Source organism: Paracoccus sp. T5 (assembly GCF_048538155.2).
GTDB lineage: Bacteria > Pseudomonadota > Alphaproteobacteria > Rhodobacterales > Rhodobacteraceae > Paracoccus.
Genome location: NZ_JBLWIC020000003.1, coordinates 110127 through 130903, shown reverse-complemented (window position 1 = coordinate 130903; position 20777 = coordinate 110127). Strand labels below are relative to the sequence as shown.

Sequence of the window (20777 nt, the reverse complement as noted above, 5' to 3'; positions counted from 1 at the left end):
CCAACTCGAACCAGTCGGTTGTGAGACCGTCAGCGGATCTCATACCCCCTCCATCGCATTCCATAGCTGTTGTTGTGAAGAGTAGCGCTCCTGGAACGTTCCGGGCAATGCTGCCAGGCACAACCAAAGCGCAATCGAGATATAGCAATGTGCTGGTGTGGACGGCTCCTCATCCCACCTGTGTTACGATTTTGCCTTCAACAGCCAGATGAGAGGAGAGCGCGATGAAGATCACACCTGTCCGTATCGGCATGGATACGGCGAAATCCGTTTTTCAGTTGCATGGGGTTGCCGCTGATGAAGAGGTCGTTGTTCGGCGGCAGTTTCGTCGATCGGAGATGATCCGTTACTTTGAGAAGCTTCCGCCTGCACTTGTCGCAATCGAGTCCTGCGGCAGTTCGCACCACTGGGCCCGGTTGCTCACGTCGTTCGGTCACGACGTGAAGCTGATACCTCCCCAGTATGTGAAGCCATATGTGAAGCGCGGGAAAAATGATGCCGCGGATGCCGAGGCTCTGTGCGAGGCGGTGACCCGTCCGAGCATGCGTTTCGTGCCCATGAAATCAAAGGAACAACAAGCAGCCTGTATGTTGATGACAGTTCGGGAGCGTCTGGTCAGCGTCAAGTCGCAGCTTTCCAATGCCTTTCGTAGCTATGCCGCGGAGTTCGGCATTGTGGGCGCTGCCGGGCGGCAGAACGTCAATGCCCTGATCCGCCAAGTGCTCAGCGATGATACGTTGCCTGAGCTGGCGCGCGATCTCTTCCGCTTTCAGGCGAAAGAATACTCAGCGGTAGAGGCGCGCCTGGAAGAGATCGAAGCCAGGCTCATGAAATGGCATCGCCAGAATGAGGTCAGCCGGCGCATCGCAACGATCCCCGGCATCGGACCAATCGGGGCAGCAATGCTCAGCATGAAAACCCCGCCCGCAGAGAGCTTCAGATCCGGACGCGACTTTGCCGCCTGGATCGGGCTGACGCCGAGGCATCACTCGACGGGCGGGCGAATGCGGTATGGCGGCATCACGAAGGCTGGTGATGCGGCGCTTCGCTCTGTTCTGGTCGTGGGAGCCACAGCATTGCCCAGACACATCAGGGCTGGTCGGCACAAACCTACGGCCTGGGTCGCGGCGCTACTTGAACGCAAGCCGCCAAAGCTGGTCGCCGTGGCACTGGCCAACAAGTTCGCGCGTATTGCCTGGCGCCTGATGGTGTCCGGCGGAATTTACAGTCGACCACCCGAAAGAATGGCGGCATAATCGAGATCAGGCTTCGACGGATAATGGCCGGCGAATAGCCTCATCAGACTTGCAGGACGCAGGAGATGGAACAACCAATCGGTCGATACGAACGTGATTCCGAAGGTTACACTGGCATCAGTGATGCCGCCAATGTGCTTGGAGCGGGCGTAGCGTACACCATCTGGGCCAGCGAGTTCATCTCGCGCAAACAGGCCGGACATCTGATAGCAAGCGATTTGGTTAGAAGTCTGCTTTGATCCTACAAGGAGGGGCCGTCCACATCTGCAACCTTTATTCGGCAACCATGCCCCAGGACGCGATGAGGCAGCTCTTCGCGGGCCTCGGGGATCGCGTGGGCAACCTCGAAGGCGGCCGGATCTTCCCCGATCAGCTGGCGCCGGTGATCCGGCACGGGGACGAGGGACTTGAACTGGTGAAGGCGCGTTGGGGCATGCCGTCGCCGCCGGCGTTCCTGAAGACCGAGCGCGATCCCGGCGTAACCAACGTGCGCAATCTGGCTTCGCCGCACTGGCGCCGATGGCTGAGCAAGGGCCACCGCTGTCTGGTGCCGCTCACTTCCTTCGCCGAGCCTCGTGGAAAAGGGAAAGGCAATCAGTGGTTCGCCAGTGCCGAAGACCGGCCAATGTTCTTTGCCGGCATCGAGTGCCGCGGGTGGAAATCTGTCAGAAAAATCAAGGACGGCGAGACTGTGGATGATCTCTATGCCTTCCTGACCACTGCACCGAATGCGGAAGTCAAACCGGTTCATCCCAAGGCCATGCCGGTGATCCTCACCGAGCCAGACGAATGGGCTGCTTGGATGGATGGCTTGCCTGCAACCGAACTGCAGCGGCCGCTGCGCGACGGTGCCTTGCAGCTGGTCGAGGACAGCCAGTAGGGGATAAGGTCGGCAGTCACGCCACCGCCTGGCCATCGCTGAACCAAGTCCTTCGCGGACCCATAGCCGATGATCGAGCAGTTGGTCCTGCCTCCACACGCCGTGCAAGGGACATGGCGTAGCCAGCCGGGTTCCTGATCTCCGCCCCCTTCTCAGCCATCTTCCCCAGCCCGAAGAGCGCCGAGAGCGTTCCCGTGATGCCGAACTGGCTCTTCAGCCGCCCAAGGTAGCCAGAGGAAAGCGCCAGGTCCCGGCCGTAGGTGTCGATCGTCTCGGACAAGACCATTTCCCAAGGTAAACCCGCTGCACGTTCCTGCGTGACCTCGAGCGTTGAGCGAAACGTCACCGGCGCAGCCGCCAGCAAATCAACTAATTTTCGATCTTCTTCAGGTTTATTGGAATGAGGATCTTTATGCTCCGCAATTCTGCGGTGCAGGGGGCGCAGTGTTGCGGGACCAGATGTGGCGATGGGCGCTGCCTCAGCCGTGACAGCTTTGATCGTCTCGGCCTTGGCCGCCGCGGGCAGTCCGATCATGGCGCTCAAATGGCTGATCATGGCCTTGGCGCGCGTCAGGAGGCCTGTCAGTGTCGACAGTTCGGCCGCGGCGTCCTTTCTGCGCGGCAGGGTGTCCAGCAGCTCTGAGATGGCCTCACAGGCCGATCGGCAAAGGTCGGGATGGGTTTGAATGTCCCGCATCATCGAGCGCGCCTCGAACAGTTCGCTGTAGACCCTGCGCAGCTTGGTCTTGTTCTCGCGGTGCTGGTGGGCCAGCGCGAAAATTTCCTCGGCCCGTGCGCCTAGGGGTGCAAGCGAAATGCCGGCGGCACAGCCGGAGATCGCGCCATTGCTTTCGCGACGGACCCGGCGCTTGCAGTTGGCCGAATCCCGGAAGGCGATGAGGCCTATCCTGCAGAGCGATGCCTCGATCCTGGAAAGCTTGTCCTCGCTCCAGTCGAGGTCATAGCAAATCTCGAACTTAGGCCATGCGAGGATCGGCTCGTGACCGGGTGTCCAGTCCAGCGCCCTGGTGCGCTTGATGTAATAGCCCAACAGCGTGATCTGATCGCTGTTCAGCCTCAGGGAGGCTCTTGCGTCGTTGATCTGATCCCACAGCTCCAGGTGCGTGATACCGTGGGGAAGTCCCTTATAGCTGTCTGCGAGGGATGCTGCGCGCACCCTCTCTTTCGTCATTGCCCTCATGTTCCTGCTCGTGGTTGGGCCCACGGAAAGCCATCAACAGCCATAACTTATGCGTTCGCAGAACTGCGTTTTTTTCTTGCCAGACTGTCGGGAAATACGCTAAAGCTGAAGACGACCAAGAATTCAGGCTTTAGCGCACTCCCCTCGTTGATCTTTCAGCGGGGGGTTGCTCTTTTTAGGGGTATCGCTCCTTTCTTCTTGTAGAGCGTGCCGAGAATCCGCACACTATGTAGAGCTTTACTCTCACCGCCGGTTAAACGGCAAGAATTTTTCCGGAACTCTGCGACAATAACTGGCACATTCCGGTTTTTGGGGAGTGTGGGCTTGTATTTTCACGCCCACACCCGCCGATCCTGCTGATCACAGGCTGGTGATTCTGCCATTCTTGTAGAGACGCGGCCCCGCCATCGTACCAGCCTCACGGCGCGGCGGCAGGTAGAGCGACAGCTCCGGATGCCGGTCAGCCATACGCTTCGCGAGCGCTTCGTAATTGGTAATCCAGTTACCGGTGGACGAAAGCTTCAGCACGTAGGCGTTGCCACTCCCGCCACCCGTCGGCTTCGTAATGGAGGCAATGAAACTGATGGAGCAGTTGGTCGCGTAGTAGCCATGCCGCGTGAGCTTGCAACCTGGCTTGATAAATGTGGCGAAGTGGGGTGCCTTCTGCACAACCACGCGGCTGTAGCCTTGGGCCTCCAGATCCTGGCCGTACAAGCTGTACAAGGCTTCCGAATATTTGCGTTCGTAGCTTGCCGTGGTCGCACCAGCGGGCAAGGTTAGGATCAGGTTCGGATCTCCTGCGAGGCCAGCGCCGGGGCTTGTCAGCCACCCGAGGGCGCCAGCGGCAAGCCCTGCCCCGCCGAAGGACTGGCCCATGCCAGCCGCCAGACCCGCGTTGACGACGTTGTTCGTTCCCACGCGGCTTACCGTGTCTTCAGCCGTGCCCACATCGATGCCGACATCAGCGAGCGTCCTTGTCTCGGCGGTAGAAGGCTGGGAGGTGACCTGTTCTTCGGTCGATGACACGCAGCCGGCAAGGGCCAACGCAGTGCCCAGGGCGAGGGATAGCGATCTGATGGTCATGAAGCTGCAGCCTCCATTGTCTGCTCTGGTTGAACGGTAAGGGACGCGGGCGCCAGAACCTGCTCCAGCGCCCCAGTGATTGCGCCGCGATCCTTCAGGCTGGAGATCCGGACCAGCGGAATGCCAGCCGCGCCGGCGGCAAGGTTCTTTTGCGTATCGCGGTTGCGGACGCCATCGGCATCCTTGCGGTTCCTGCCGTAGTGACCAGCGCCGTCGAACTCGATGATCAACCTGACATGGCCCTGCGGATCGAAGACCACGAAGTCTGCCCGCTTGGCGCTCATCAGCCGCCACTTTGCATAGTCCTTGCATCCGAGGAACGCGCCATAGGTGGCTTGTGGTGAGACGTGGTAGCCACGGGCATGCTCCCCGAGCCACAGATTGATGATGCGGAAGAGTTGGAGTTCGCTCTTGTTCATCAGGGGCCGGGCGGTGAAGCCTGCTGTCTTCACGTCCCGCTGCTGCTGCGCCGCCTTCGATCTGCGCAGGAACAGGAGCAGGCCGCCAATGACGATGATCGCAAAGATGATCAGGGTGCTGTTGGACATGCGGACGCCTTTCAGTCGGCCTTGAGGAAATGAGCCGGTGCCGGGTTCAAAACGAGGTGCAGGAAGTGCGCCCGTGCCTGTGGAACCATCGTTCCGATCGTAAAGAGGACGTATGCGAGCACGAGGGCAAGCAACACAACCAGAAAGGGTGCCAAGCGTGTCTGTTTGGCCGCACCCGATGCTCTGGACGACTTTCCGTGCAGCGGGATCTGCGCGGCATAGGAGGGCAGCTGCGCCTCGGGCATCTGCACCGTAACCCCGGACCGGACGCCTGGCGCGTTTTTTTTACGGGTGGCTGCGGACATGTCTCATGCCTCCTGTTGCTGGCAAACCTTCAGGATTTTCATTGGGCTCATTGCACGGCCCCCCTGCCGAAGTCCGCCACCGCATCTTCCCGCAATTGGTCGCTGTTGATGGTCTCGTAGCGGTTCGTATTGCGGGTGATGGCGTCCTGCCGCGTGTACAGGTCTTCCAGCGCCTTGCCGTAGGTGGACTCGGTGCCGGTCAGCCTCTCGATGTCGGTCACAGCATCGAAGTCGATCATTCCGCTCGACATCATCATCCCGGTCCATTCGGAGAGATCGACCTGATCCATGTCGAGAGACTGGAACTGCGCGACGGTTATCCCCTGACAGTTTGGCGTTCTAGGTGACCCCCAGCTGATGCCGAGTTGCTCGCGCGCCTGTTCGTTCATGATGCGCGAGAGCGGCGAGTTGAACGTGCAGAAGGCTGTCCGCCGTGAGACGCAGTGCCCGAAGATGCTCCTTGAACAGTACTCCCCGATCTCGTGAGTCGATTTGAGGGCACGCTTCACCATCAACTCCTGTTCACCCTCCGAGCAGGCGAAGAGGACGGCCGAGAGAACGTTGATCAGCGTGTAGATCGTATAGGCGGTCATCACGGCGCTCATCACTGTCGCGGCGGCCTGTGTCAGGCCAATGCTGCCTGGCTGAAGCTGTCCACCGACAAATGCCGGGCTTCCGCCAGCCTGAAAGATCGAGTTCGCCGCTTGCTCGCCGAAGACCTCCGCGGTCCAGCTCGCGGCCTTCTTCATCATCTCCTGCTTTACCGCTTCCATGGAGAGTGCATTGCCGACGCTCTTCGCCGCCTCGCTGTTGCCGATAATCGACTCCCAGGTCTCGGTCAGAGGCCGGGTCAGCTGCGAGAAGCTGTTGCGGGTCATGTCTTCCATCGACACCCAAGATGACGTGACCGGGTTCGCCATGCTGGTGCCTTCCAAGGCTCGGGAGAGGCGGGAGACGGAGAAGGCCAGCTGCAGATAATCGGCCACGCTGACGCCCGAGGGTGTGGTGCAGCAGTTCGAGAGGCCAAGGGTGCGGCGAGAGCAGGTTTCCGGCTCGCCGGTGAAAAGCTGGCAGCTCAGCATGGCAGCATCCCGGTCAACTGCGGTGCCGAGATCCTCAGCGCATTGCATGTCGCTCATGAGCATGTCGGCCGCGGCGAGCTTGGCTGCCGTGTCAGCCAGATCAACAGCGCCGCTTGTTCCTGTATTCAGGATGCAGTCGTCGCCCAGGCAGCTGACATTGGACTCGCAGATGTTCAGCTCTTCCACGACGGGGCTGGAGTAGTGTTCAACCTCACCACATTGGTAGCGGTTCTCGTAGACGGCGCATTGGCCACCCGCCAGCGTGACGGAGCAGCTGCGCCCGATGAAGGTACAGGCGCTGTCGCCCTGCAGAGGAGCGCAGCTGTTCGTCGAGACGAAGCTTTCGCCTGCCCGATCATTGAAGCAAGACGGCGTGATGGTGATCTTCGTGGCTGCCCGGTCCGACAGCATACCGAAGGGCGATACGGGAATGTCGGCCCCACAGAGCTTGCCGGGCTGGCCACCGCTGCCAGTCCAGGCGTTCACGCAGCCATTGGCATCCCTGACAGTTTCCTCGACAGTGTATTGCAGCGTGCAGGCGGCATCCCCCGTGAGCGCCAACATCTCCCTATAGCGTGTCGCGTTGTAACCCCACGGGGTGAACAAGGCCGTAGAATCAAAGTTCAGTCGAACCACCGCCCGACCGTCAGTTTGCACAACCCGGTCGCAAAGCCGGTAGGCACTGTATGCTCGCTCAGTCCATGTGGTGTTTTGTTCGCTGCCGCTCTCGGTGTAGAAGATCGTGTCAACATATTCCCCCAAACGATATGTGCAGCCTGCCTGGACGAATTCAGAGGTCTCTGTCCGTCCCAGGAAATGACCATCCCAGTAGACAGCCTTTGACCTTCCGCCGCGAAAGCCTGTTTCAACGATCTTGTCGCCGGACACGCCTCCAATGCCTTGGCGGTAGCGGTAGATGTAGCCGCTGGAGGGTTCACGCACCTGCTGACGAGCTGATCCTCCCGAGACACCAATCTCGTGGGCGTTCGACGGGCTAGCAGTGATGGCGGGAAGGTTCATCATTCCGTTGCCGGTCATGATCCTTGTGCCGTCGTGAGTCACATAGCCATTCGTGTTGAGGCCGGTGGCCGTCAGGCGCGCATTGCTCAAAACAATCCCAGGCCGCGCCCGGAACCTCATAATCGCGCCGGTCTGTTCCCCTGCCTGATCGAGCACTAACTCCAAGCACCTCGCCAAGCTCGCGCAGGCGCGAACCGACAGCTCGCCCCGATCAGCTGTCGGGATCTCTCTTAGCACCGAGAGCTTTGCGCATGTCTCCGGCGCATCTGTTCTCACCCGCACCCCGGAGAAGCCGCAGTAGCCCTGCCCGCCTATTGTCAGGTAGTTGAAGAGCGGCCTCGGCCCGTTGTAGGTCCGCTCAGCCGTCATGGGTGCAACGCTCAATGCGAAGCTGTCGCAGGTGTTGATGACCGAGTTGTCGTAGCTGTAATCGACCTGACCGGTTTCCTGCCTGATGATGCACTCGCCGAACTCGACAGTTTCGGTGGAGCCCTCGCCCAGAACCTCGCGCGAGCGGAACAGGAAGTCTTGGCCCGAGACCGAAGGCAGACCCTCGCTGCTGCGCAAAACGCTCATGGCGTTGGCCTCGGCATTTACCTCGCCGGTCGAACCGTACTTGCCGCTCCCCGCCTCCAGCCTGCCCAACTCGGTGTCCCGGTAGGAGTAGAGGTCTTCGTAGGTGGTGATCGAGGGCAACGTGCCTGCCGTCGCGCTCTGACCTGCCACTCCGTAGGTCATATCCCGCGAATTAAACGTGACGTCCCCATCGGGAGAGCCGTCCCTGATCGTGATGTTCTGGCCTTCGCGGGCATACAGGTCCCTCGGGTCGAGCTTGAAAGTGTCGGTGTTGGCTCTGGACGCAGCGTCCTGCATAGCCTGAGAAGTCTGTGCCAAGGCAGCGTCCAGCACCGACAGGTGCATGGTGGCGCCAATGCAGACCGTCTTCATCACAATCGAGATGCGGCTCATCATCATAGGTTCAGCCCCCAAAGACCGTGGCGCAGCAGTCGGTCCAGTTCCAGCGCAGGTAGATGGGCATTTCCGCTACGCCCGGCACGGTTCTGCCGGCTCCCCACCGCAGGATGCTTTCGCCAGATGCGTGATTGCGCCGTCCCTCGGCCCTCGGCCAGGCCGCCTGCCAGCGATAATGCGAGCGTTGGAGCATCGGCTTGTATTGAGCCTGGCAGAGCGCGTCATTGCCGACAGTGCTGCGCTCAATGCCGCGCGCCGCGTTCATGGCGAGGATTTTCTGCGAGGTCGAGGAGGAGAACTGCACTGGCCCCTGGGCATGCTCGAAGCCGGTATAGGGGGCCATGGTGGTGGTCCAGCTGCCGCCGCACCAGAACAGTCTGTCGATCGGGTTGCCGAAGCTCGCAGAAACCGAGTCTGCGGCACAGGCGGCTTGAGCCACGATGCTAGATCCAAAGACGGACATGGGGTTGCCGTACATGGCAACGATAGGATCGTTCCACATCGGGTCGATCTCGGACATGTAGAGGATGTCGATGTCCGAGTAGGAGGTGGCGCACTTGGTGAACAGCTCCATCATCAGGACGATCGGGAAGCTGTAGGTATGAACGTGGTTGAAGCTCTGCTGTTCGAGGTCCGAGGTGGGATCGCCCGAGGTGCCCAGGTAGAGGTCGTCGGCAATGCCGATCTGCATGCCGCCCAGGACCGACGAGCAGCCGGGGGTCATAGTGGTCTCGTAAAGCTCACTAGGAAGCCACATGCCGACAGGAACCCCAATGGTTGGCAGCGCACCGGTCTCACAGACGCAGACCGCCCTGTCGGCTGCACCTGATGGCACGCGCGGCCGAGAGGACATTGCAAAGCCATTGGCATCCTGTCCGTTTGCCTGCTGCGAGCTTCGAAAAATGGTTATCCCTGAGATCCGCAGCGGAAAGATGCAGGACCAGCATACATTACTGACGATCCCCGAGCCGATGATGTTGCTAGCCGGGCATTGACCGAGGGCCATCGCCCCCGTTGCACTGACTGCCAAAGCCGCTCCTGAAGTGACCGCCATTCGTTTCAGAAAGTCGAGCATCAGTCATCCTCCAGTGTTCTGGTGCCGGCAGCGCGGCGGATGTCATGGGACAGAAGTGCGAGCAGCTGGCCATGAGGGAGCAGGGGCGTGTGGACGAAGGCCTGCCGGAGCCGGGGGATGCCATTGCCATCGGTGGGACAAAGGCCAAGGCTGATGGCGAGATCGGCCAGCCAATGATCGCAAACGAGCAGGGTATCGCCACAGGAACTGCACTGGCCGAGCTGGAACCAATCTTCCGGCGGAGCCTTCGGCCCTTTCGCGGCCAGACACGTCTGGCAGAAGTTGAAGCGGGGGCGCAGCCCGGTGCAGGGCACCTCGTGATAGCTGCGTCCGAACGCGGCCAGAGGGCCCAGGAAACGGCATAGCTCGTTGAACACCCGCTCACTCCGGTCACCGTCTGCGCTGCTCTTCGCCATCACCGCCCCCGCTCCCAATGCGCTTGGATCATTGCGTCAATTACCGCGATGGTGATGTTCGGCCCGTTCAGAGGCCGGCGCAGGCGCGGGTATCTCAGGTAGACAGTGTGCGGGTCGATCTTTGCGGTGGCGAAGCGGTGCAGCAGCTCATGATCGCGGCAATCGGCAACCTCGCCGCAAAGCGAGCAGCGCCCAAGTTCGCCCAGATCGGCATATGCTTTCGGCAGGTGCAGGCCGCTGGCCTTCAGGCAGCGCGGACAGAGGTTGTGCAGGCCGTCCGACGGCCGGCGGGGCGCTATGCCCATGTGCTGCAGGTGGCGCTCGACAGGCGAGGTTGGGCGGGTCATTTGAGTGCGACCTCTTGGCTGATGACTTCGACTGAACCCGCAAGGGTCTCGGGATAGATCTCGGTGGGGGTGTGCTGGACCTGGAAGCTCTGGCGGAACTGGTCGTTGAGCAAAAAGACTTGCATTCCGAAGCGTGTGACCATCGCCTGAAGCCCCTGCCATGGGTCCTGCCCCGGCATCGTACCCGGCAGCTCGGTGGCGATGATCAGGGCGCGGGCAACATGCGGCCGCGGCGCGCGAAGGGCCTCTTCCACGAAGGCCAACTCCTCGGGCCGGTTTGGATTGACCACAAAGATGCGCCGGTCGAAGGGGGCCACGTCCTTTGGCTGGAAGACCTCGCCTGCATGGGCGAGGACCTTGCCCTCGTGATCCTTGATCGCCTCGGCTGTCCGGAACATGAAGTGCAGCTGGCGTTTGCGATCGGCTGCCGCTGGCGTGACGGGCATGGCGTCGAGATCGCGCGCTGTCCGGTCCCAGAACCGGTTCTTCAGCACGTCCGGATCGCGGGTCAGCCGCGCGGCCACTTGCCGCGCCTCGCGCTCAGCGCGCACCCGAAGATCCTCTTCGGTGATCTCCACGACATTCGGATTGGTCAGATCATCGGTGCTGCCCTTCAGATATTGCTCATGGAGCCAGTCGGGATCGCTGAAGCCCTCAGCCCGGGCGATAATGCGGCCAAGGTCGATGCCGTCGCTCTGCCCTTCCTCGCGCGCCTGGTTCAGGTCTTCTAGGATGATCGTCGGCGCAAGCTGGGCTCCGGTAAGCGCGAACAGCTCGGGATCGAGGATGATGTTCATGTCCGCCGGTGCGGCCATTCGGTCAGCGCCCGTGAGGGAGGTTAGCTTGCTCAGCCACAGGCCGAACTGCGGAACTGTCATACCTTCGGGAATGCCTCGGAAGACGAAGCGGACATCTTTCCGGAGCCGGTAGCGGTCCAGCATCTCGGCAAGCGTGCTCTCGCCAAGATTGGCGCTGACCAAAATCGAGGCACGGATGCCATCGGGCAGCCGCGCGATGCCGGGAGCCGCCGCTAGCGTTTCGGCTGTCTCGGCCTCATCCGCGTCGACGCCAAGATCGTTCGCTACTTTGCGGAGTGTCTTGCCGGTCTCGGATGCGGCCTTTTGGCCGATCTCGGCGGCCAGGCTGCGGAACTCTTCTAGTTGGGCAGGTGCTGTGAACTCGCGCGCCTTAAGATCGAAGTCATGTTGGCGTGTCGGCGCCAGGTCTTCGGGCGTCAGGCGGATTTGTTGCGCCGACAGAGCGAGCGGGCTGAGTGCGGTTGCCAACAAGGCGGCGCGGCCAAGGGACTTCAGAAGGACCACAGGACCGACCCCACGATCTGACCCTCGCTGACCTGGCCGTAGTAACGCCCGTCATAGCTCATTGGGTTGTCGCCCATCAGGAACAGCTCGCCTGGGGAAATGGTTATTTGCCGGGTCAGATCTTCTTCGCTGATCCCGAGGGCGGGAGCCGCCTCCAGCGCCGTGCCGTGGGTCCAGTGTTCCTCGCCGCGCTTGAAGGCGATGCCCCTCGCGCTGATGTCGGCCACATCGCCCGGCTTGGCGACGGCGCGCTTGACCATCACCTGGCCCGGCCCCCAGAGAGCGTTGGCGGGGGTCTGGGCGTCGGTCAAGACAACCGCCACAAGATCGTTGCGCTCCACGTCGGCGGCACCCGGACGATCCCAGGTGTCGATGATGAAGATCCAGTCATCGAGGCACTTGTATTCCTGCGTATCGAGACCGATCACATAGCGCTGGCTGGCATAGGCATAGCCCATGCCGACAGCGGTGCAGACGGCGAAGACCTTGGCCCCCACCTTCCAGTTGAAGTCCTTGAGCGTCTTCTTCGGCTTTTTGTGCGTCATCATCCCCCTCACTGATCCTGCAGATTGTCGTTTTGGTCGGTCTGCCGCGCAGTCTGGGCGGCATGTTGCGCGGCGACGGTTTCGGCGCTCATCGGTGTCGTGCCTTCCGTGACCATGTCGGCCGCTGTCGGGTCTGCGGGTGCATCGATCAGGCCGACATCGCTGCCGACAGCCACGAACTCCTGCAGCTGGAGGATTACGCTTTGAGGGGCCTGCACCCCGTCGCCGTCGATCACGATCGCGCCGGAGTTCGCTGCCCGCGCCACCGCCTCATCAATGACGGCCAGTGGGTTGTGGCCGGCGGCGACATAGGGCGCCACCTGATCGGAGATCCCGGCTTTGTCATAGACCAGAACCCTCGCGCCCTCGGGGCTATCCCTCAGGGCGATGATCAAGGCACAGGTCCCAACTATGCAGCCGAGAATACCCATCCCGGCGGCGAAGGTAGCCTCAAAGCTGTCACGCGCCATGCTTAGCGCTCCTCGTAGCGAGTGGGGGTGGCTTCGGCCGTCAAGGTCTTCACGCCATTATCTTGGTCGAAAGCCTCGATCATTTCGCTGAAGGCCCGTGCCCGGATCATGGTCTCCGACACCAGGAGAACAGCAGCTAGGATGCCGACCACCGACCAGATGGCGGTTTCGGAAGATATGCGCGGCATCCGGATCATCCCCGCCCCCGTGCTTCGATGATCAGGTTGATCGCCTCCTTGGTGCTGTAGCCCTGCCGGGTCAGCTTCTTGATTTCAGACACGTCATCGGGGTGGGTCGAGTAAAGGAGAGCCCGGAACGGATCGACGACGAAGCGGCCGATGCCCATTCCCTCAGATGTCCGCACGAAGATCTCCGAAAAGCGCCCCTTCACGGTGCGGACAGTCTTCAGACGCTCGCAGAGGCCCTTGGAAAATTCGGGGTTGTCGCCGCTCGCCAGCTTGTCGAGTGTCGCCGGCTTCTGTTGCAGCATGACGGTCATGGCGCTGTTGGCGAGGATAGCCCGGCCCGTGGTGGTGTCGTGAAGATCCGTCAGGGCTTGGGTGACGATGCAGGCCGAGCCGTTGTATTTTCGGAAGCGCCGATAGCCCGCCTCGATGAACTTGGCGATCTGCGGCTCGGACATCAGATCCCACGCCTCGTCGATCAGCATGAGCTTCTTGGCATCGATCTCGCCCAGGTACATGCCGTTCTGGATCTGGTAGATCAGGAGCAGCAGCACTACTGTCTGAAGGTGCTTCTGGTTCTTCAGCTCCTCCAGCTCCAGCAGGACAAAGTTTGAGGTGAAGTCGATGTTCGACGGGCCGTTGAAGTAGCGCCCGAACTGCCCGGCTTTGCAGAATGCCCTGAGGCCGTAGCTGATGTCGGAGATCCGTTTCTCGCGGAACTCTTTGTCGGCCCCCTCGCCCTGCTCCTGTGCAGCCTGCAGGCAGGCATCCGCGATATGATCGATGCAGAGATCAGCCCCATGCAAATCATACTGTTCGCCCAGGATCTGGCGCAGAATGCTGGTCTGGAAGTCGCTCAGCCCGTCCTTGGGCGCGGCCATCGTGGATAGGAGGTGCAAGAGGATGTCCTGCACCTCCGCGAACTCCTCCGGCGTCTTTAGCGTCGAAAAGGGATTGAGGCAGATATTCGCGTTCTGGCCGAAGGCCATGAACTGACCGCCGAGACTTTCACATAGCTTGACATAGGAGCGGCCAACGTCGATGACCCAGACCCGCCCGCCAGTCGCCAGCATGGCCGAGATCAGCTCGTTGGAGAAGAACGACTTGCCTGCACCCGACTCGGCAGAGACGGTGAGGTTGTAGTTGGTGCCGCTGTCGAAGGGCGAGAAGCCCATCACCTGCCCGCCGCGGCCGACTAGGCTGATGAGCGGGGTTTTTGTCCCGCGCCACTCGAAGAAGACCGGCATGAACGTAGCGATTGCCAGCGTGTAGTTCATCCGGAGCCGCATCAGGTCGCGCTGATCGTTCTTCTCCGGGCCGAGCGGCAGGTTCGAGCGGATCATGTTAAAGGTGACGCCGGCGTCTTCCATGAACGCGAAGCCCACCTCGTTGAGATAGGTCCGGGTCGTGGTGCTGTGGCGCTCAGCCTCCTGGTCGCTGCCCGAGAACAGCAGAATGTTCAGCGAAAAGCGATGAACCTGCTCGCCCTCCCCCACCATGTCCATGAGATGCGACCAGTCTTCGTGCCGGTGGCGATACTCGGGCCGGATGCGGCCGAAGGGCCCATCAGCGTAGTTGCGGTAATACTGACGGTTGCGCTCCAGCCGGGGGCGCATTTCTGAGATGTCCTCGAACTTCACCGTGGCCGAGATCATGTGGTTGCAGGGGATGCCGCGATCACCGGAGATCGGATCAACTGACAAGCGCTCGGCGATCCCGAAGTAGGACCGGTGCGGCAGCTTCTTGGGCGAAAGCGAGGTGATCCAGCTATCGCCGACGCGAACAGCTTTTTCCTTCACCGTCACCGTGGCGTCGTAGTCGAGGATCTGATCACGGATGAAGACGCTTTCGTCGACCGGATTGCGGCCCTGCCGCCAACTTGCGTCTTTCGAGCGGTTGAGGATCTGGGATAGTTGATAGGCCAGTTCGGTGTCATTCGCGACGCGAAGCTGCGAAAACCCGATCGTGTTCAGGATTTCCAAGATCTCGCGCTTGATCTTCTGGACGAGCAGCAGCTCCTCCTCATTCGGGAGCATCTCCTTCGTGGGCATCTTGAAGCTGATCAGCAGGGTCGAGTTGCGCACCGCGAGCCCCTGCGCGCCGCCTGACGCGCCGCGTCGGATGAAATCGACGGTCTTGGCCGTCGCCTCCGCGATCAGCGGGTCCTTGTCGCCTTCTCTGGCCTTCAGCATTGCGACTACGTGATCAGACACGTCATCGAGGACCAGCAGGTTGAGTTGCAGGTAGGAATGCTTGGGGTATTCGTACTTCAGGAGCTGAGCGAACCGCTTGGCAATGGTGCTGTCGAAGCTGGAGAGCGGCAGCGCCGAGATCGTGAAGCCGACATAGTTGCCGTCCAGCACGAAGGTCTGGCTGGTATCGTCATAGGCTAGCCAGGGGAGGTATTCGGACACGCGGGTATAAGGCTTGAAATCGAACATGGACGGCCTCGGAGGATGCGGAGGGGAAGCGACGGGCCGGAGGCCCGTCAGTTCGTGGCGAGGAAGGTCTTGAGGTTCGGGGGCATGCCGCGCGAGATCCCGCCCTCGGCGCCGATGATGTAGGGCACGCCGGTTACGCCGAGCATCTGTGACAGGATGGTGCGCTGCAGAACCGGCTGCACATCGCAGTTCTCGGGCATCTGCTGGGCCATCATCCAACGGTGGTCCTTGGTCAGAAGCGCATTGATGGCGCGGTCCCGGTCAGGAGCGCAGTGCAGGGCGTTCACTGCCTTGGTCGAGTTGTCACCTAGGAACGGCACGGCCATGATAGTGAAGGTGTAGTCCTGCGCGAGGGACGGATCAGCGATCATCTCGTCAAAGAGCTGGCCGCAATAGGGGCAGAACGGATCGACAAAGACTGTGACCTTCTTAGGTCCGCTGCCGAAGTAGAACGGGTCGATGTCCTCGTCCTTCAGGCCCAACTTCCCCAGGTCCACGTTCTTCATGGACTCGCGAAGATCATCCATCGTCTGGATGGTGTCGCCGGTCCAGGTGTCGAAGATCACGCCGCGCATGACGAAGCGGCCGTTCTGGCTCATGTAGGCCACGCCTTCGCGGCCGTGGAACGACACCGCATGGGTGAAGGGCGAGACAAGCTCCTGCGTCTCGCGGATCTGGTCTTTCGGCGTCTCAGCGGGAACGTCAGGGTTCGTGAGATCGGAAATGTAGGGGAAGTCTCCCTGTCCCTGTCCCTGTCCCTGTCCCTGTCCCTGTCCCTGCGCGAGTGCGCCACCCGCGCCCAACAAGGTCGTGAGGGCAAAAGAGGCCATTAGCGTTTTCGCTTTCATCGTCTCGCACCTGTGCTAGAAAAATGGGGCTACGAGCTTTGCCCGTAGCCCCGCACCGCCCCGTCATGTCGCCAAACCGTGGGGGGCGTCAGTCGTGGAGTGAGCCGTCTCTGGACGGCTCACCTTCAGCCGGGCTGGCCGTTCACGATCATCGGGACTTCAACAGCAGCCGGAGCTTCGATCACGGCAGTTTCGCCCGAGATGGTGGCAGCGAGGATGTTGTCGAGGATCGTCGGCGTGATGATCAAGCCGAAGGCGACGGCGATCGAGACGCCGCAGGCCATCAGGTTCTGGCGGGCGATGCCCATGAAGAGGCCGACCAGCAGGAAGGCGATTGCCAGGGCGCGGCCGAAGTAGCCGTTGATCCATTCCGTCAGCATCGTGTAGGCGTCCTGGAACTCGGCGCCGGTGGTGCCGGCATGAGCCATGGGCACCATCCCCACCGCGATCAGCGCAGCCAAGCCAGCGAGTTTCTTCTGCTTGTTGAATTTCGTGAACATCGGATAGTCCCTCTCTCGTATGGTGGCCGGCCGATCATTCGGGCCGCCGGCCGGTTAAACGCCGTCAATCTTCCAGAAAGACGTGGCCCGAATTCTGCAAAACCCCGTTCGGATCGCGCATAGGCGCGACCCAGACCCGCATCACGTCCTCGCGCTGAAGCGCGTTGTGGGACGGAGGCGGCGAGGCAGGTCCATCGGTCAGCTGCATCGCCTCGCGGACGCTCATGCAGCTTTCGGGGTCGCGGTCGCAATTTCCCTCGCTCTGGCCCGGCACCATGTTGGCGCTCGAGCAGGCTCCGAGGCTGAGAACAGCGAGGGTGAGGACGAGTTTCCGCATGGCTTACCCCTTGAATTTGACTGTCAGCATTTCGGTCAGCACCACATCGACCCACCGACCGTTGGGGATTTCGATGACCGGAAAGGTCTGTTCTGCGAGGTCGAGGTAGTATTCGGTCAGAAGATCGAATCCTTCCGACGCCCCCGTGATGGCACCACTCCCGCCCCCGGCCCCGCCCGTGCCCCCGCCGAGGAACACGCTCTCGGCAGACTGGTCCTTCATTGAGGACAGAAGCCCCTGTGCGAGCGCCGCACCGGCCGCGCTGGCAAGCACCCGGCCCGAGCGGCTGACGAGGGTGCCGCGGACGCCATTTTTGCCGTCCTCGCCCGTGACGAAGAACTTTACCTTGCCTTCGACGGCGGTGTTGTCGGCCAGAACGCAGCTGACGGTTTCCCCGCGAATATTGACGCGCTCGGAGGCAAGATCGCCATAGGCCGATCCTAGCAGGTGACACTCCTTCACATCTGCCCAAGCATGGTTGGGCATGATGGCTTCCTTCTTGATCCGCATCAGCACGGGCACAGGTTGTGACTGCGCCCGTGCGCCGGTCGGAGCATCCAATCCAGTCAGGAGCATCGCCGTCATGATCGAGCCTGCCGGTATGTTCACGTCCGGCACGTTCACGAGCGGTTCGACTTCGGCGTCCTCCACTTCGGCGGGCACGGCCTCGGACTGGTAAACCGCGATCCGGGGTGCGGGCATCGCCGCAACATTCGACGCCTGCTGCTGCACGATAGGTTCGGGCTGGGTATAAATGGATTCACGGCGTTCGCGTTCGAGCCGGTCCCGCTCGCGCCTCAGTCGCGCCTCTTCCGCTTCCAGGTCCCGCTGCGCCCTCTGGACGTCCAGCTGGTCAGCAATCTGGTTGATCCGGCCTTGTGTCTCCGCCGTGTTGATGGAGACAGGATCACCGTCCTTTGGATTGGCTGCCACGACGGGGGAGGCCGTGGCATTGTCGATAGCCTCCTGCATACGCCGGGCGCGCGTCGCGTTGTCCGCCTGCATCCGCTCGATGAGCTTGGACAGTTCCGTGACCTGCTGCTGCATCTGGCGAATGTCGGTCCGCTGTTCGGAAGACGAGGCTTCTCGGCCCGCCTCAAGATCCGTCAGGCGCCGCGACAGGCCTTCCAGCGAAACGCTGCGCGTGTCGACATTGCCGGTCAGCGAGATGGCCTCGGGTTCCTTGATCTTGGGGGCAGCTTCGGTCTGCATCGTGGCGACATAGACGGCCAGCGCACCGGCAAGACCAAGGCCGCCATAGATCATCGTCTTCTTGGCCTTCGGGGAAAGCGGCTGTTTCTCGGTCGCCATCAGTTGCCCCCCTTGCGCGCGGCCTGGATTGCCGCATTCGGGCGGCGGATCATCACGTAGAAGTCGGCTGGATGGTTGGGCCCGATCTGAGTACGGGGCGCAAATGCCGCGGCGAGGGTTTGCGGATGACGCGCACACCACTGCTCGTTCAGTTCGGTAGTTTTGCTGGCCTCGGCCATGCCGCGCACGATGATGTATTCATTCGACGCGATGCCGGCGCCCTGCCGGAAGCTGAAGCGCACACCGGCATGGGAGCAGAACGCCGCTGCCTCGAAGCCTTCCAGCGAGATGTTGACAAAACCAGCCGGCAGCTTGCCCTGGGAGAAGTCCTGCACCATGTGCGCAACCGTATTGGTCGCAGCGCGCGGTTCAGGCTCGCGGCGGACGCCCGCGGAGTTGGCTTTCGGGCCGCTTTCGGCCGCAGGTTTGCGCGGCGCGTTGTTCGCCTTGACCGTCGCGGCATGCTGTTGGACTTCTCGCATGGCCGTTGACGGCAGCGTGACGCGCACCTGGCGGGGCGCAATGCGCTGCGGCACGAGGCTCACGACGATAGCCGGGTCGGGATAACCCTTCTCGTGGATGAAGAGGGTGACAGGCTGCGTTACCGCAACATAGACGAAGTTCTGGTCGAACTCGATCGTCATGGCATCGGCCGCCGCGGCAGAGCGCACCATTGGGTCGTTAAAGGGTGTCTCGATCCGGTTCAGGTGACCCATTGCCATCGGCATGATCTCCGCGCGGCCAGGAATGGAAGCCACCACGGGAGGAAGGATGAAGTTCTCCTCGACAATCTCAGAAGTTTCCTCGCCGGCCGTCGCGTTGGCGCCCTCTTTTGCCCTGACGGCACTGCCTGAGCCATCAGCCGCGGCCGGCGGCTCGCCGCTCCGGTTTGCTGTGGCGCCTGCGATCGCCGCACCCGTGGCTTCGCGATCATCCTGACCTTCAGAACCTGTGACCGCTTCGGTGACGGACTCCACTAGAGAAAGCCCCTCCCGTGGATCCACCCCATCTGCATCGGCTGTTGCCGGCGCCGCACCGGGATCAACCGTCAAGGTCCGCATTCCCCCGTCCGGCAAGGTATAGACCTGGCCGAAGGTCTCGGGGTCATTGGGCAGCGGCATCCGTTCGCAGCGGTTGAACTCGAAGTCCACGCTCCAGTCCTTGCAGTCTGAACCACCTGCCTCGCCCTCGTATCCCGAGGATCGGATGCGCTCGCCGTCCTGCGCTACCGCAGGCGCGGCGACGACAAGGGTGGCGATGGCGGTGTGGAGCAGGAAATCGCGGATCATCCTTCACCCGCCTCTGCAGCGGCAGCAGCTTCTTTCGCGCGCTTTTCCATTTCTTGATCACGCGTTTCGGCCGTCATGGGCTTGCCCGCGTAGATCGCGTAGCTGTCGAGGTAGATCCGCAGCCGTTCGGTCGTGAAGCCCAGCTCGTAGGTCATTTGCTTGTCGATGGGACGCCGGATGCCCGGCCCGCCGATGCTTTGAGTGCCAGTCACGAAGAAACGGTTCAGCTCGGGGTCGTAGATGACCTCTCGCGGGCTGAAGGTCACAATAGCATTGTCCCTGACAATGTTCTGGATCTCGACATTAACCGTGGACACAAGTTTACGGTACAGCGCAGGGGTCGCGATGCGCTCCAGTTCGCCACGAACAAAGGCTGCGTTGCCCGGAGTGATATTGCCCGCCAGCATGGCGACCGACCAGGCCCACTGTTGGTAGTAGTCCTTGTTCGCACGACCATTGATGAACTCGATGGTCTCGTGCTGGAAGGGAGGCACCAGGATTACCGCTTCATCGCGCGTTGCGAGGTTGAACTGCATCCAGCACATGCTGATCAGCAGCGCACCCCCGCCCACCTTCAGGAGCGTGTTGTCAAAGCTGATCTGGCGGAAAGTCTTTGCGGCCTTTTGCTTCTTCACGCGCGGAACTCCCGGTCAAGGCCGTGAGGCGTCGCGCGGCCCGACATGATCGGCAAGCCGAGGAAGTAGCTGCGGTGACGCAGGTAACCGTCAGGCTTCTTGTCAGAGAACTTATTGATGAAGGAGCCAAGAAAAAGGCCCAAGGCACCGCAGATGAACGGGCTGCCAATGATGACGCCGACGATCGTGAAGCTGATGAAAGAGAATATTTGGCTGGCATTGAAGACCAGTGCCAGCGCAGGCGCATCAAGTGTCTGCGGAACTCGTATCTCGTCCATGCGTAGCGGCCCGTTCGGGGCTCAGCGCTGCAAGGAGTTTCTGTCGCTCTTGTTCCAGATGGGGATCGTTCCTGATCGACTGATCGAGACGATACGCGTTGATCAGATTGTCCTTCACCTTCTGGACAGGTCCATCCGCAGGGTAAAGGCCGATCATCGCTACTCTGGGGTTCAGGATGGCGAGGAAGTCCTCGACCGCCGACAGCTTGGCCCACCGGCGAAACCGGTTGGAGTTGTGCTGCACGACCATCCCGATCGCTTGTCCGTCACCGAAAGAAAGACCGAGCAGATAACTGTCACTGCCCGCCTCGTCGTCGATCCGGATCACATGCGCGACGTAAACTCCTTCCAGTCCGAGGTGTCCAATGTTTCTGGTCGTCGTGGAGAGCATGGCGCGATCCGATGTCGGTGAGCTTCAGGAATGTTCCAGC

At 61.4% G+C, this 20777-nt stretch carries 24 protein-coding genes; 3 read left to right on the top strand and 21 right to left on the bottom strand.

Annotated features, from left to right (window positions below):
• Window positions 1-224: 224 nt before the first annotated feature.
• The 3 genes from ACNR9W_RS18150 (at window position 225) to ACNR9W_RS18140 (ending at window position 2136) form a co-directional block, all read left to right on the top strand.
• Window positions 225-1256 carry an IS110 family RNA-guided transposase gene (locus ACNR9W_RS18150; protein ID WP_419270913.1) on the top strand — a complete coding sequence of 344 codons (1032 nt, stop codon included), beginning with the start codon at window positions 225-227 and terminating at the stop codon, window positions 1254-1256.
• A gap of 65 nt (window positions 1257-1321) precedes the next feature.
• Complete coding sequence (locus ACNR9W_RS18145) at window positions 1322-1495, top strand: hypothetical protein (protein WP_419270912.1); 174 nt, start codon at window positions 1322-1324, stop codon at window positions 1493-1495.
• A gap of 23 nt (window positions 1496-1518) precedes the next feature.
• Complete coding sequence (locus ACNR9W_RS18140; RefSeq protein WP_458478870.1) at window positions 1519-2136, top strand: SOS response-associated peptidase; 618 nt, start codon at window positions 1519-1521, stop codon at window positions 2134-2136.
• A gap of 16 nt (window positions 2137-2152) precedes the next feature.
• Here ACNR9W_RS18140 and ACNR9W_RS18135 read toward each other — a convergent pair whose 3' ends face one another.
• The 21 genes from ACNR9W_RS18135 to ACNR9W_RS18035 form a co-directional block, all read right to left on the bottom strand.
• A complete protein-coding gene (locus tag ACNR9W_RS18135; protein ID WP_419270909.1) occupies window positions 2153-3337 on the bottom strand; it encodes a helix-turn-helix domain-containing protein in 1185 nt (394 codons plus the stop codon).
• A gap of 360 nt (window positions 3338-3697) precedes the next feature.
• On the bottom strand, window positions 3698-4420 hold the full coding sequence (locus tag ACNR9W_RS18130; RefSeq protein ID WP_419270907.1) for a hypothetical protein: 723 nt from the start codon (window positions 4418-4420) through the stop codon (window positions 3698-3700).
• Window positions 4417-4968 carry a DUF2726 domain-containing protein gene (locus ACNR9W_RS18125; RefSeq protein WP_419270905.1) on the bottom strand — a complete coding sequence of 184 codons (552 nt, stop codon included), beginning with the start codon at window positions 4966-4968 and terminating at the stop codon, window positions 4417-4419. Before ACNR9W_RS18125 ends, ACNR9W_RS18130 begins: the two co-directional genes overlap by 4 nt.
• Window positions 4969-4979: 11 nt before the next feature.
• Window positions 4980-5273 carry a hypothetical protein gene (locus ACNR9W_RS18120; protein WP_419270903.1) on the bottom strand — a complete coding sequence of 98 codons (294 nt, stop codon included), beginning with the start codon at window positions 5271-5273 and terminating at the stop codon, window positions 4980-4982.
• Window positions 5274-5320: 47 nt separating this feature from the next.
• Window positions 5321-8344, bottom strand: a complete 3024-nt coding sequence (traN, locus tag ACNR9W_RS18115; protein ID WP_419270901.1) for a conjugal transfer protein TraN — start codon at window positions 8342-8344, stop codon at window positions 5321-5323.
• 10 nt (window positions 8345-8354) lie between these two features.
• Complete coding sequence (locus tag ACNR9W_RS18110; protein ID WP_419270900.1) at window positions 8355-9422, bottom strand: TraU family protein; 1068 nt, start codon at window positions 9420-9422, stop codon at window positions 8355-8357.
• On the bottom strand, window positions 9422-9838 hold the full coding sequence (locus ACNR9W_RS18105) for a hypothetical protein (protein WP_419270898.1): 417 nt from the start codon (window positions 9836-9838) through the stop codon (window positions 9422-9424). The genes ACNR9W_RS18110 and ACNR9W_RS18105 overlap by 1 nt, the downstream gene beginning before the upstream one ends.
• Window positions 9838-10185 carry a hypothetical protein gene (locus tag ACNR9W_RS18100; protein WP_419270896.1) on the bottom strand — a complete coding sequence of 116 codons (348 nt, stop codon included), beginning with the start codon at window positions 10183-10185 and terminating at the stop codon, window positions 9838-9840. The genes ACNR9W_RS18105 and ACNR9W_RS18100 overlap by 1 nt, the downstream gene beginning before the upstream one ends.
• Window positions 10182-11471 (bottom strand): hypothetical protein, encoded by a 1290-nt coding sequence (locus ACNR9W_RS18095; RefSeq protein WP_419270894.1) that lies wholly within the window; start codon window positions 11469-11471, stop codon window positions 10182-10184. The genes ACNR9W_RS18100 and ACNR9W_RS18095 overlap by 4 nt, the downstream gene beginning before the upstream one ends.
• A gap of 23 nt (window positions 11472-11494) precedes the next feature.
• On the bottom strand, window positions 11495-12055 hold the full coding sequence (locus tag ACNR9W_RS18090) for a S26 family signal peptidase (protein WP_458478837.1): 561 nt from the start codon (window positions 12053-12055) through the stop codon (window positions 11495-11497).
• A 5-nt stretch (window positions 12056-12060) separates the two neighbouring features.
• On the bottom strand, window positions 12061-12522 hold the full coding sequence (locus ACNR9W_RS18085) for a hypothetical protein (RefSeq protein WP_419270890.1): 462 nt from the start codon (window positions 12520-12522) through the stop codon (window positions 12061-12063).
• 2 nt (window positions 12523-12524) lie between these two features.
• Entirely contained in the window at window positions 12525-12719 is a 195-nt protein-coding gene (locus tag ACNR9W_RS18080) for a hypothetical protein (RefSeq protein WP_419270888.1), read from the bottom strand.
• The gene (traC, locus tag ACNR9W_RS18075) at window positions 12716-15148 is read right to left on the bottom strand and encodes a type IV secretion system protein TraC (RefSeq protein ID WP_419270886.1); all 2433 of its coding nucleotides are present in this window, start codon (window positions 15146-15148) and stop codon (window positions 12716-12718) included. Before traC ends, ACNR9W_RS18080 begins: the two co-directional genes overlap by 4 nt.
• 47 nt (window positions 15149-15195) lie before the next feature.
• Window positions 15196-15996, bottom strand: a complete 801-nt coding sequence (locus ACNR9W_RS18070; protein WP_419270885.1) for a DsbC family protein — start codon at window positions 15994-15996, stop codon at window positions 15196-15198.
• A gap of 125 nt (window positions 15997-16121) precedes the next feature.
• Window positions 16122-16496: a TraA family conjugative transfer protein gene (gene traA / locus ACNR9W_RS18065; protein WP_419270883.1), complete on the bottom strand. Its 375-nt coding sequence runs from the start codon at window positions 16494-16496 to the stop codon at window positions 16122-16124.
• 64 nt (window positions 16497-16560) lie between these two features.
• Complete coding sequence (locus ACNR9W_RS18060; protein ID WP_419270881.1) at window positions 16561-16833, bottom strand: TraV family lipoprotein; 273 nt, start codon at window positions 16831-16833, stop codon at window positions 16561-16563.
• 3 nt (window positions 16834-16836) lie between these two features.
• Entirely contained in the window at window positions 16837-18144 is a 1308-nt protein-coding gene (locus ACNR9W_RS18055) for a TraB/VirB10 family protein (protein WP_419270879.1), read from the bottom strand.
• Window positions 18144-19433: a hypothetical protein gene (locus tag ACNR9W_RS18050; RefSeq protein WP_419270877.1), complete on the bottom strand. Its 1290-nt coding sequence runs from the start codon at window positions 19431-19433 to the stop codon at window positions 18144-18146. The genes ACNR9W_RS18055 and ACNR9W_RS18050 overlap by 1 nt, the downstream gene beginning before the upstream one ends.
• Window positions 19430-20068, bottom strand: coding sequence for a TraE/TraK family type IV conjugative transfer system protein (locus tag ACNR9W_RS18045; protein WP_419270875.1), 639 nt, complete (start codon window positions 20066-20068; stop codon window positions 19430-19432). The genes ACNR9W_RS18050 and ACNR9W_RS18045 overlap by 4 nt, the downstream gene beginning before the upstream one ends.
• Window positions 20065-20346, bottom strand: a complete 282-nt coding sequence (locus tag ACNR9W_RS18040; RefSeq protein WP_419270873.1) for a type IV conjugative transfer system protein TraL — start codon at window positions 20344-20346, stop codon at window positions 20065-20067. The genes ACNR9W_RS18045 and ACNR9W_RS18040 overlap by 4 nt, the downstream gene beginning before the upstream one ends.
• Entirely contained in the window at window positions 20315-20674 is a 360-nt protein-coding gene (locus tag ACNR9W_RS18035; protein WP_458478835.1) for a hypothetical protein, read from the bottom strand. The genes ACNR9W_RS18040 and ACNR9W_RS18035 overlap by 32 nt, the downstream gene beginning before the upstream one ends.
• Window positions 20675-20777: the final 103 nt, after the last annotated feature.

Coding starts and splice junctions, on each gene's coding strand:
- ACNR9W_RS18150 (WP_419270913.1), top strand. CDS start 225: ATGAAGATCACACCTGTCCGTATCGGCATGGATACGGCGAAATCCGTT.
- ACNR9W_RS18145 (WP_419270912.1), top strand. CDS start 1,322: ATGGAACAACCAATCGGTCGATACGAACGTGATTCCGAAGGTTACACT.
- ACNR9W_RS18135 (WP_419270909.1), bottom strand. CDS start 3,337: ATGAGGGCAATGACGAAAGAGAGGGTGCGCGCAGCATCCCTCGCAGAC.
- ACNR9W_RS18130 (WP_419270907.1), bottom strand. CDS start 4,420: ATGACCATCAGATCGCTATCCCTCGCCCTGGGCACTGCGTTGGCCCTT.
- ACNR9W_RS18125 (WP_419270905.1), bottom strand. CDS start 4,968: ATGTCCAACAGCACCCTGATCATCTTTGCGATCATCGTCATTGGCGGC.
- ACNR9W_RS18120 (WP_419270903.1), bottom strand. CDS start 5,273: ATGTCCGCAGCCACCCGTAAAAAAAACGCGCCAGGCGTCCGGTCCGGG.
- traN (WP_419270901.1), bottom strand. CDS start 8,344: ATGAGCCGCATCTCGATTGTGATGAAGACGGTCTGCATTGGCGCCACC.
- ACNR9W_RS18110 (WP_419270900.1), bottom strand. CDS start 9,422: ATGCTCGACTTTCTGAAACGAATGGCGGTCACTTCAGGAGCGGCTTTG.
- ACNR9W_RS18105 (WP_419270898.1), bottom strand. CDS start 9,838: ATGGCGAAGAGCAGCGCAGACGGTGACCGGAGTGAGCGGGTGTTCAAC.
- ACNR9W_RS18100 (WP_419270896.1), bottom strand. CDS start 10,185: ATGACCCGCCCAACCTCGCCTGTCGAGCGCCACCTGCAGCACATGGGC.
- ACNR9W_RS18090 (WP_458478837.1), bottom strand. CDS start 12,055: ATGATGACGCACAAAAAGCCGAAGAAGACGCTCAAGGACTTCAACTGG.
- ACNR9W_RS18085 (WP_419270890.1), bottom strand. CDS start 12,522: ATGGCGCGTGACAGCTTTGAGGCTACCTTCGCCGCCGGGATGGGTATT.
- ACNR9W_RS18080 (WP_419270888.1), bottom strand. CDS start 12,719: ATGATCCGGATGCCGCGCATATCTTCCGAAACCGCCATCTGGTCGGTG.
- traC (WP_419270886.1), bottom strand. CDS start 15,148: ATGTTCGATTTCAAGCCTTATACCCGCGTGTCCGAATACCTCCCCTGG.
- ACNR9W_RS18070 (WP_419270885.1), bottom strand. CDS start 15,996: ATGAAAGCGAAAACGCTAATGGCCTCTTTTGCCCTCACGACCTTGTTG.
- traA (WP_419270883.1), bottom strand. CDS start 16,496: ATGTTCACGAAATTCAACAAGCAGAAGAAACTCGCTGGCTTGGCTGCG.
- ACNR9W_RS18060 (WP_419270881.1), bottom strand. CDS start 16,833: ATGCGGAAACTCGTCCTCACCCTCGCTGTTCTCAGCCTCGGAGCCTGC.
- ACNR9W_RS18055 (WP_419270879.1), bottom strand. CDS start 18,144: ATGGCGACCGAGAAACAGCCGCTTTCCCCGAAGGCCAAGAAGACGATG.
- ACNR9W_RS18050 (WP_419270877.1), bottom strand. CDS start 19,433: ATGATCCGCGATTTCCTGCTCCACACCGCCATCGCCACCCTTGTCGTC.
- ACNR9W_RS18040 (WP_419270873.1), bottom strand. CDS start 20,346: ATGGACGAGATACGAGTTCCGCAGACACTTGATGCGCCTGCGCTGGCA.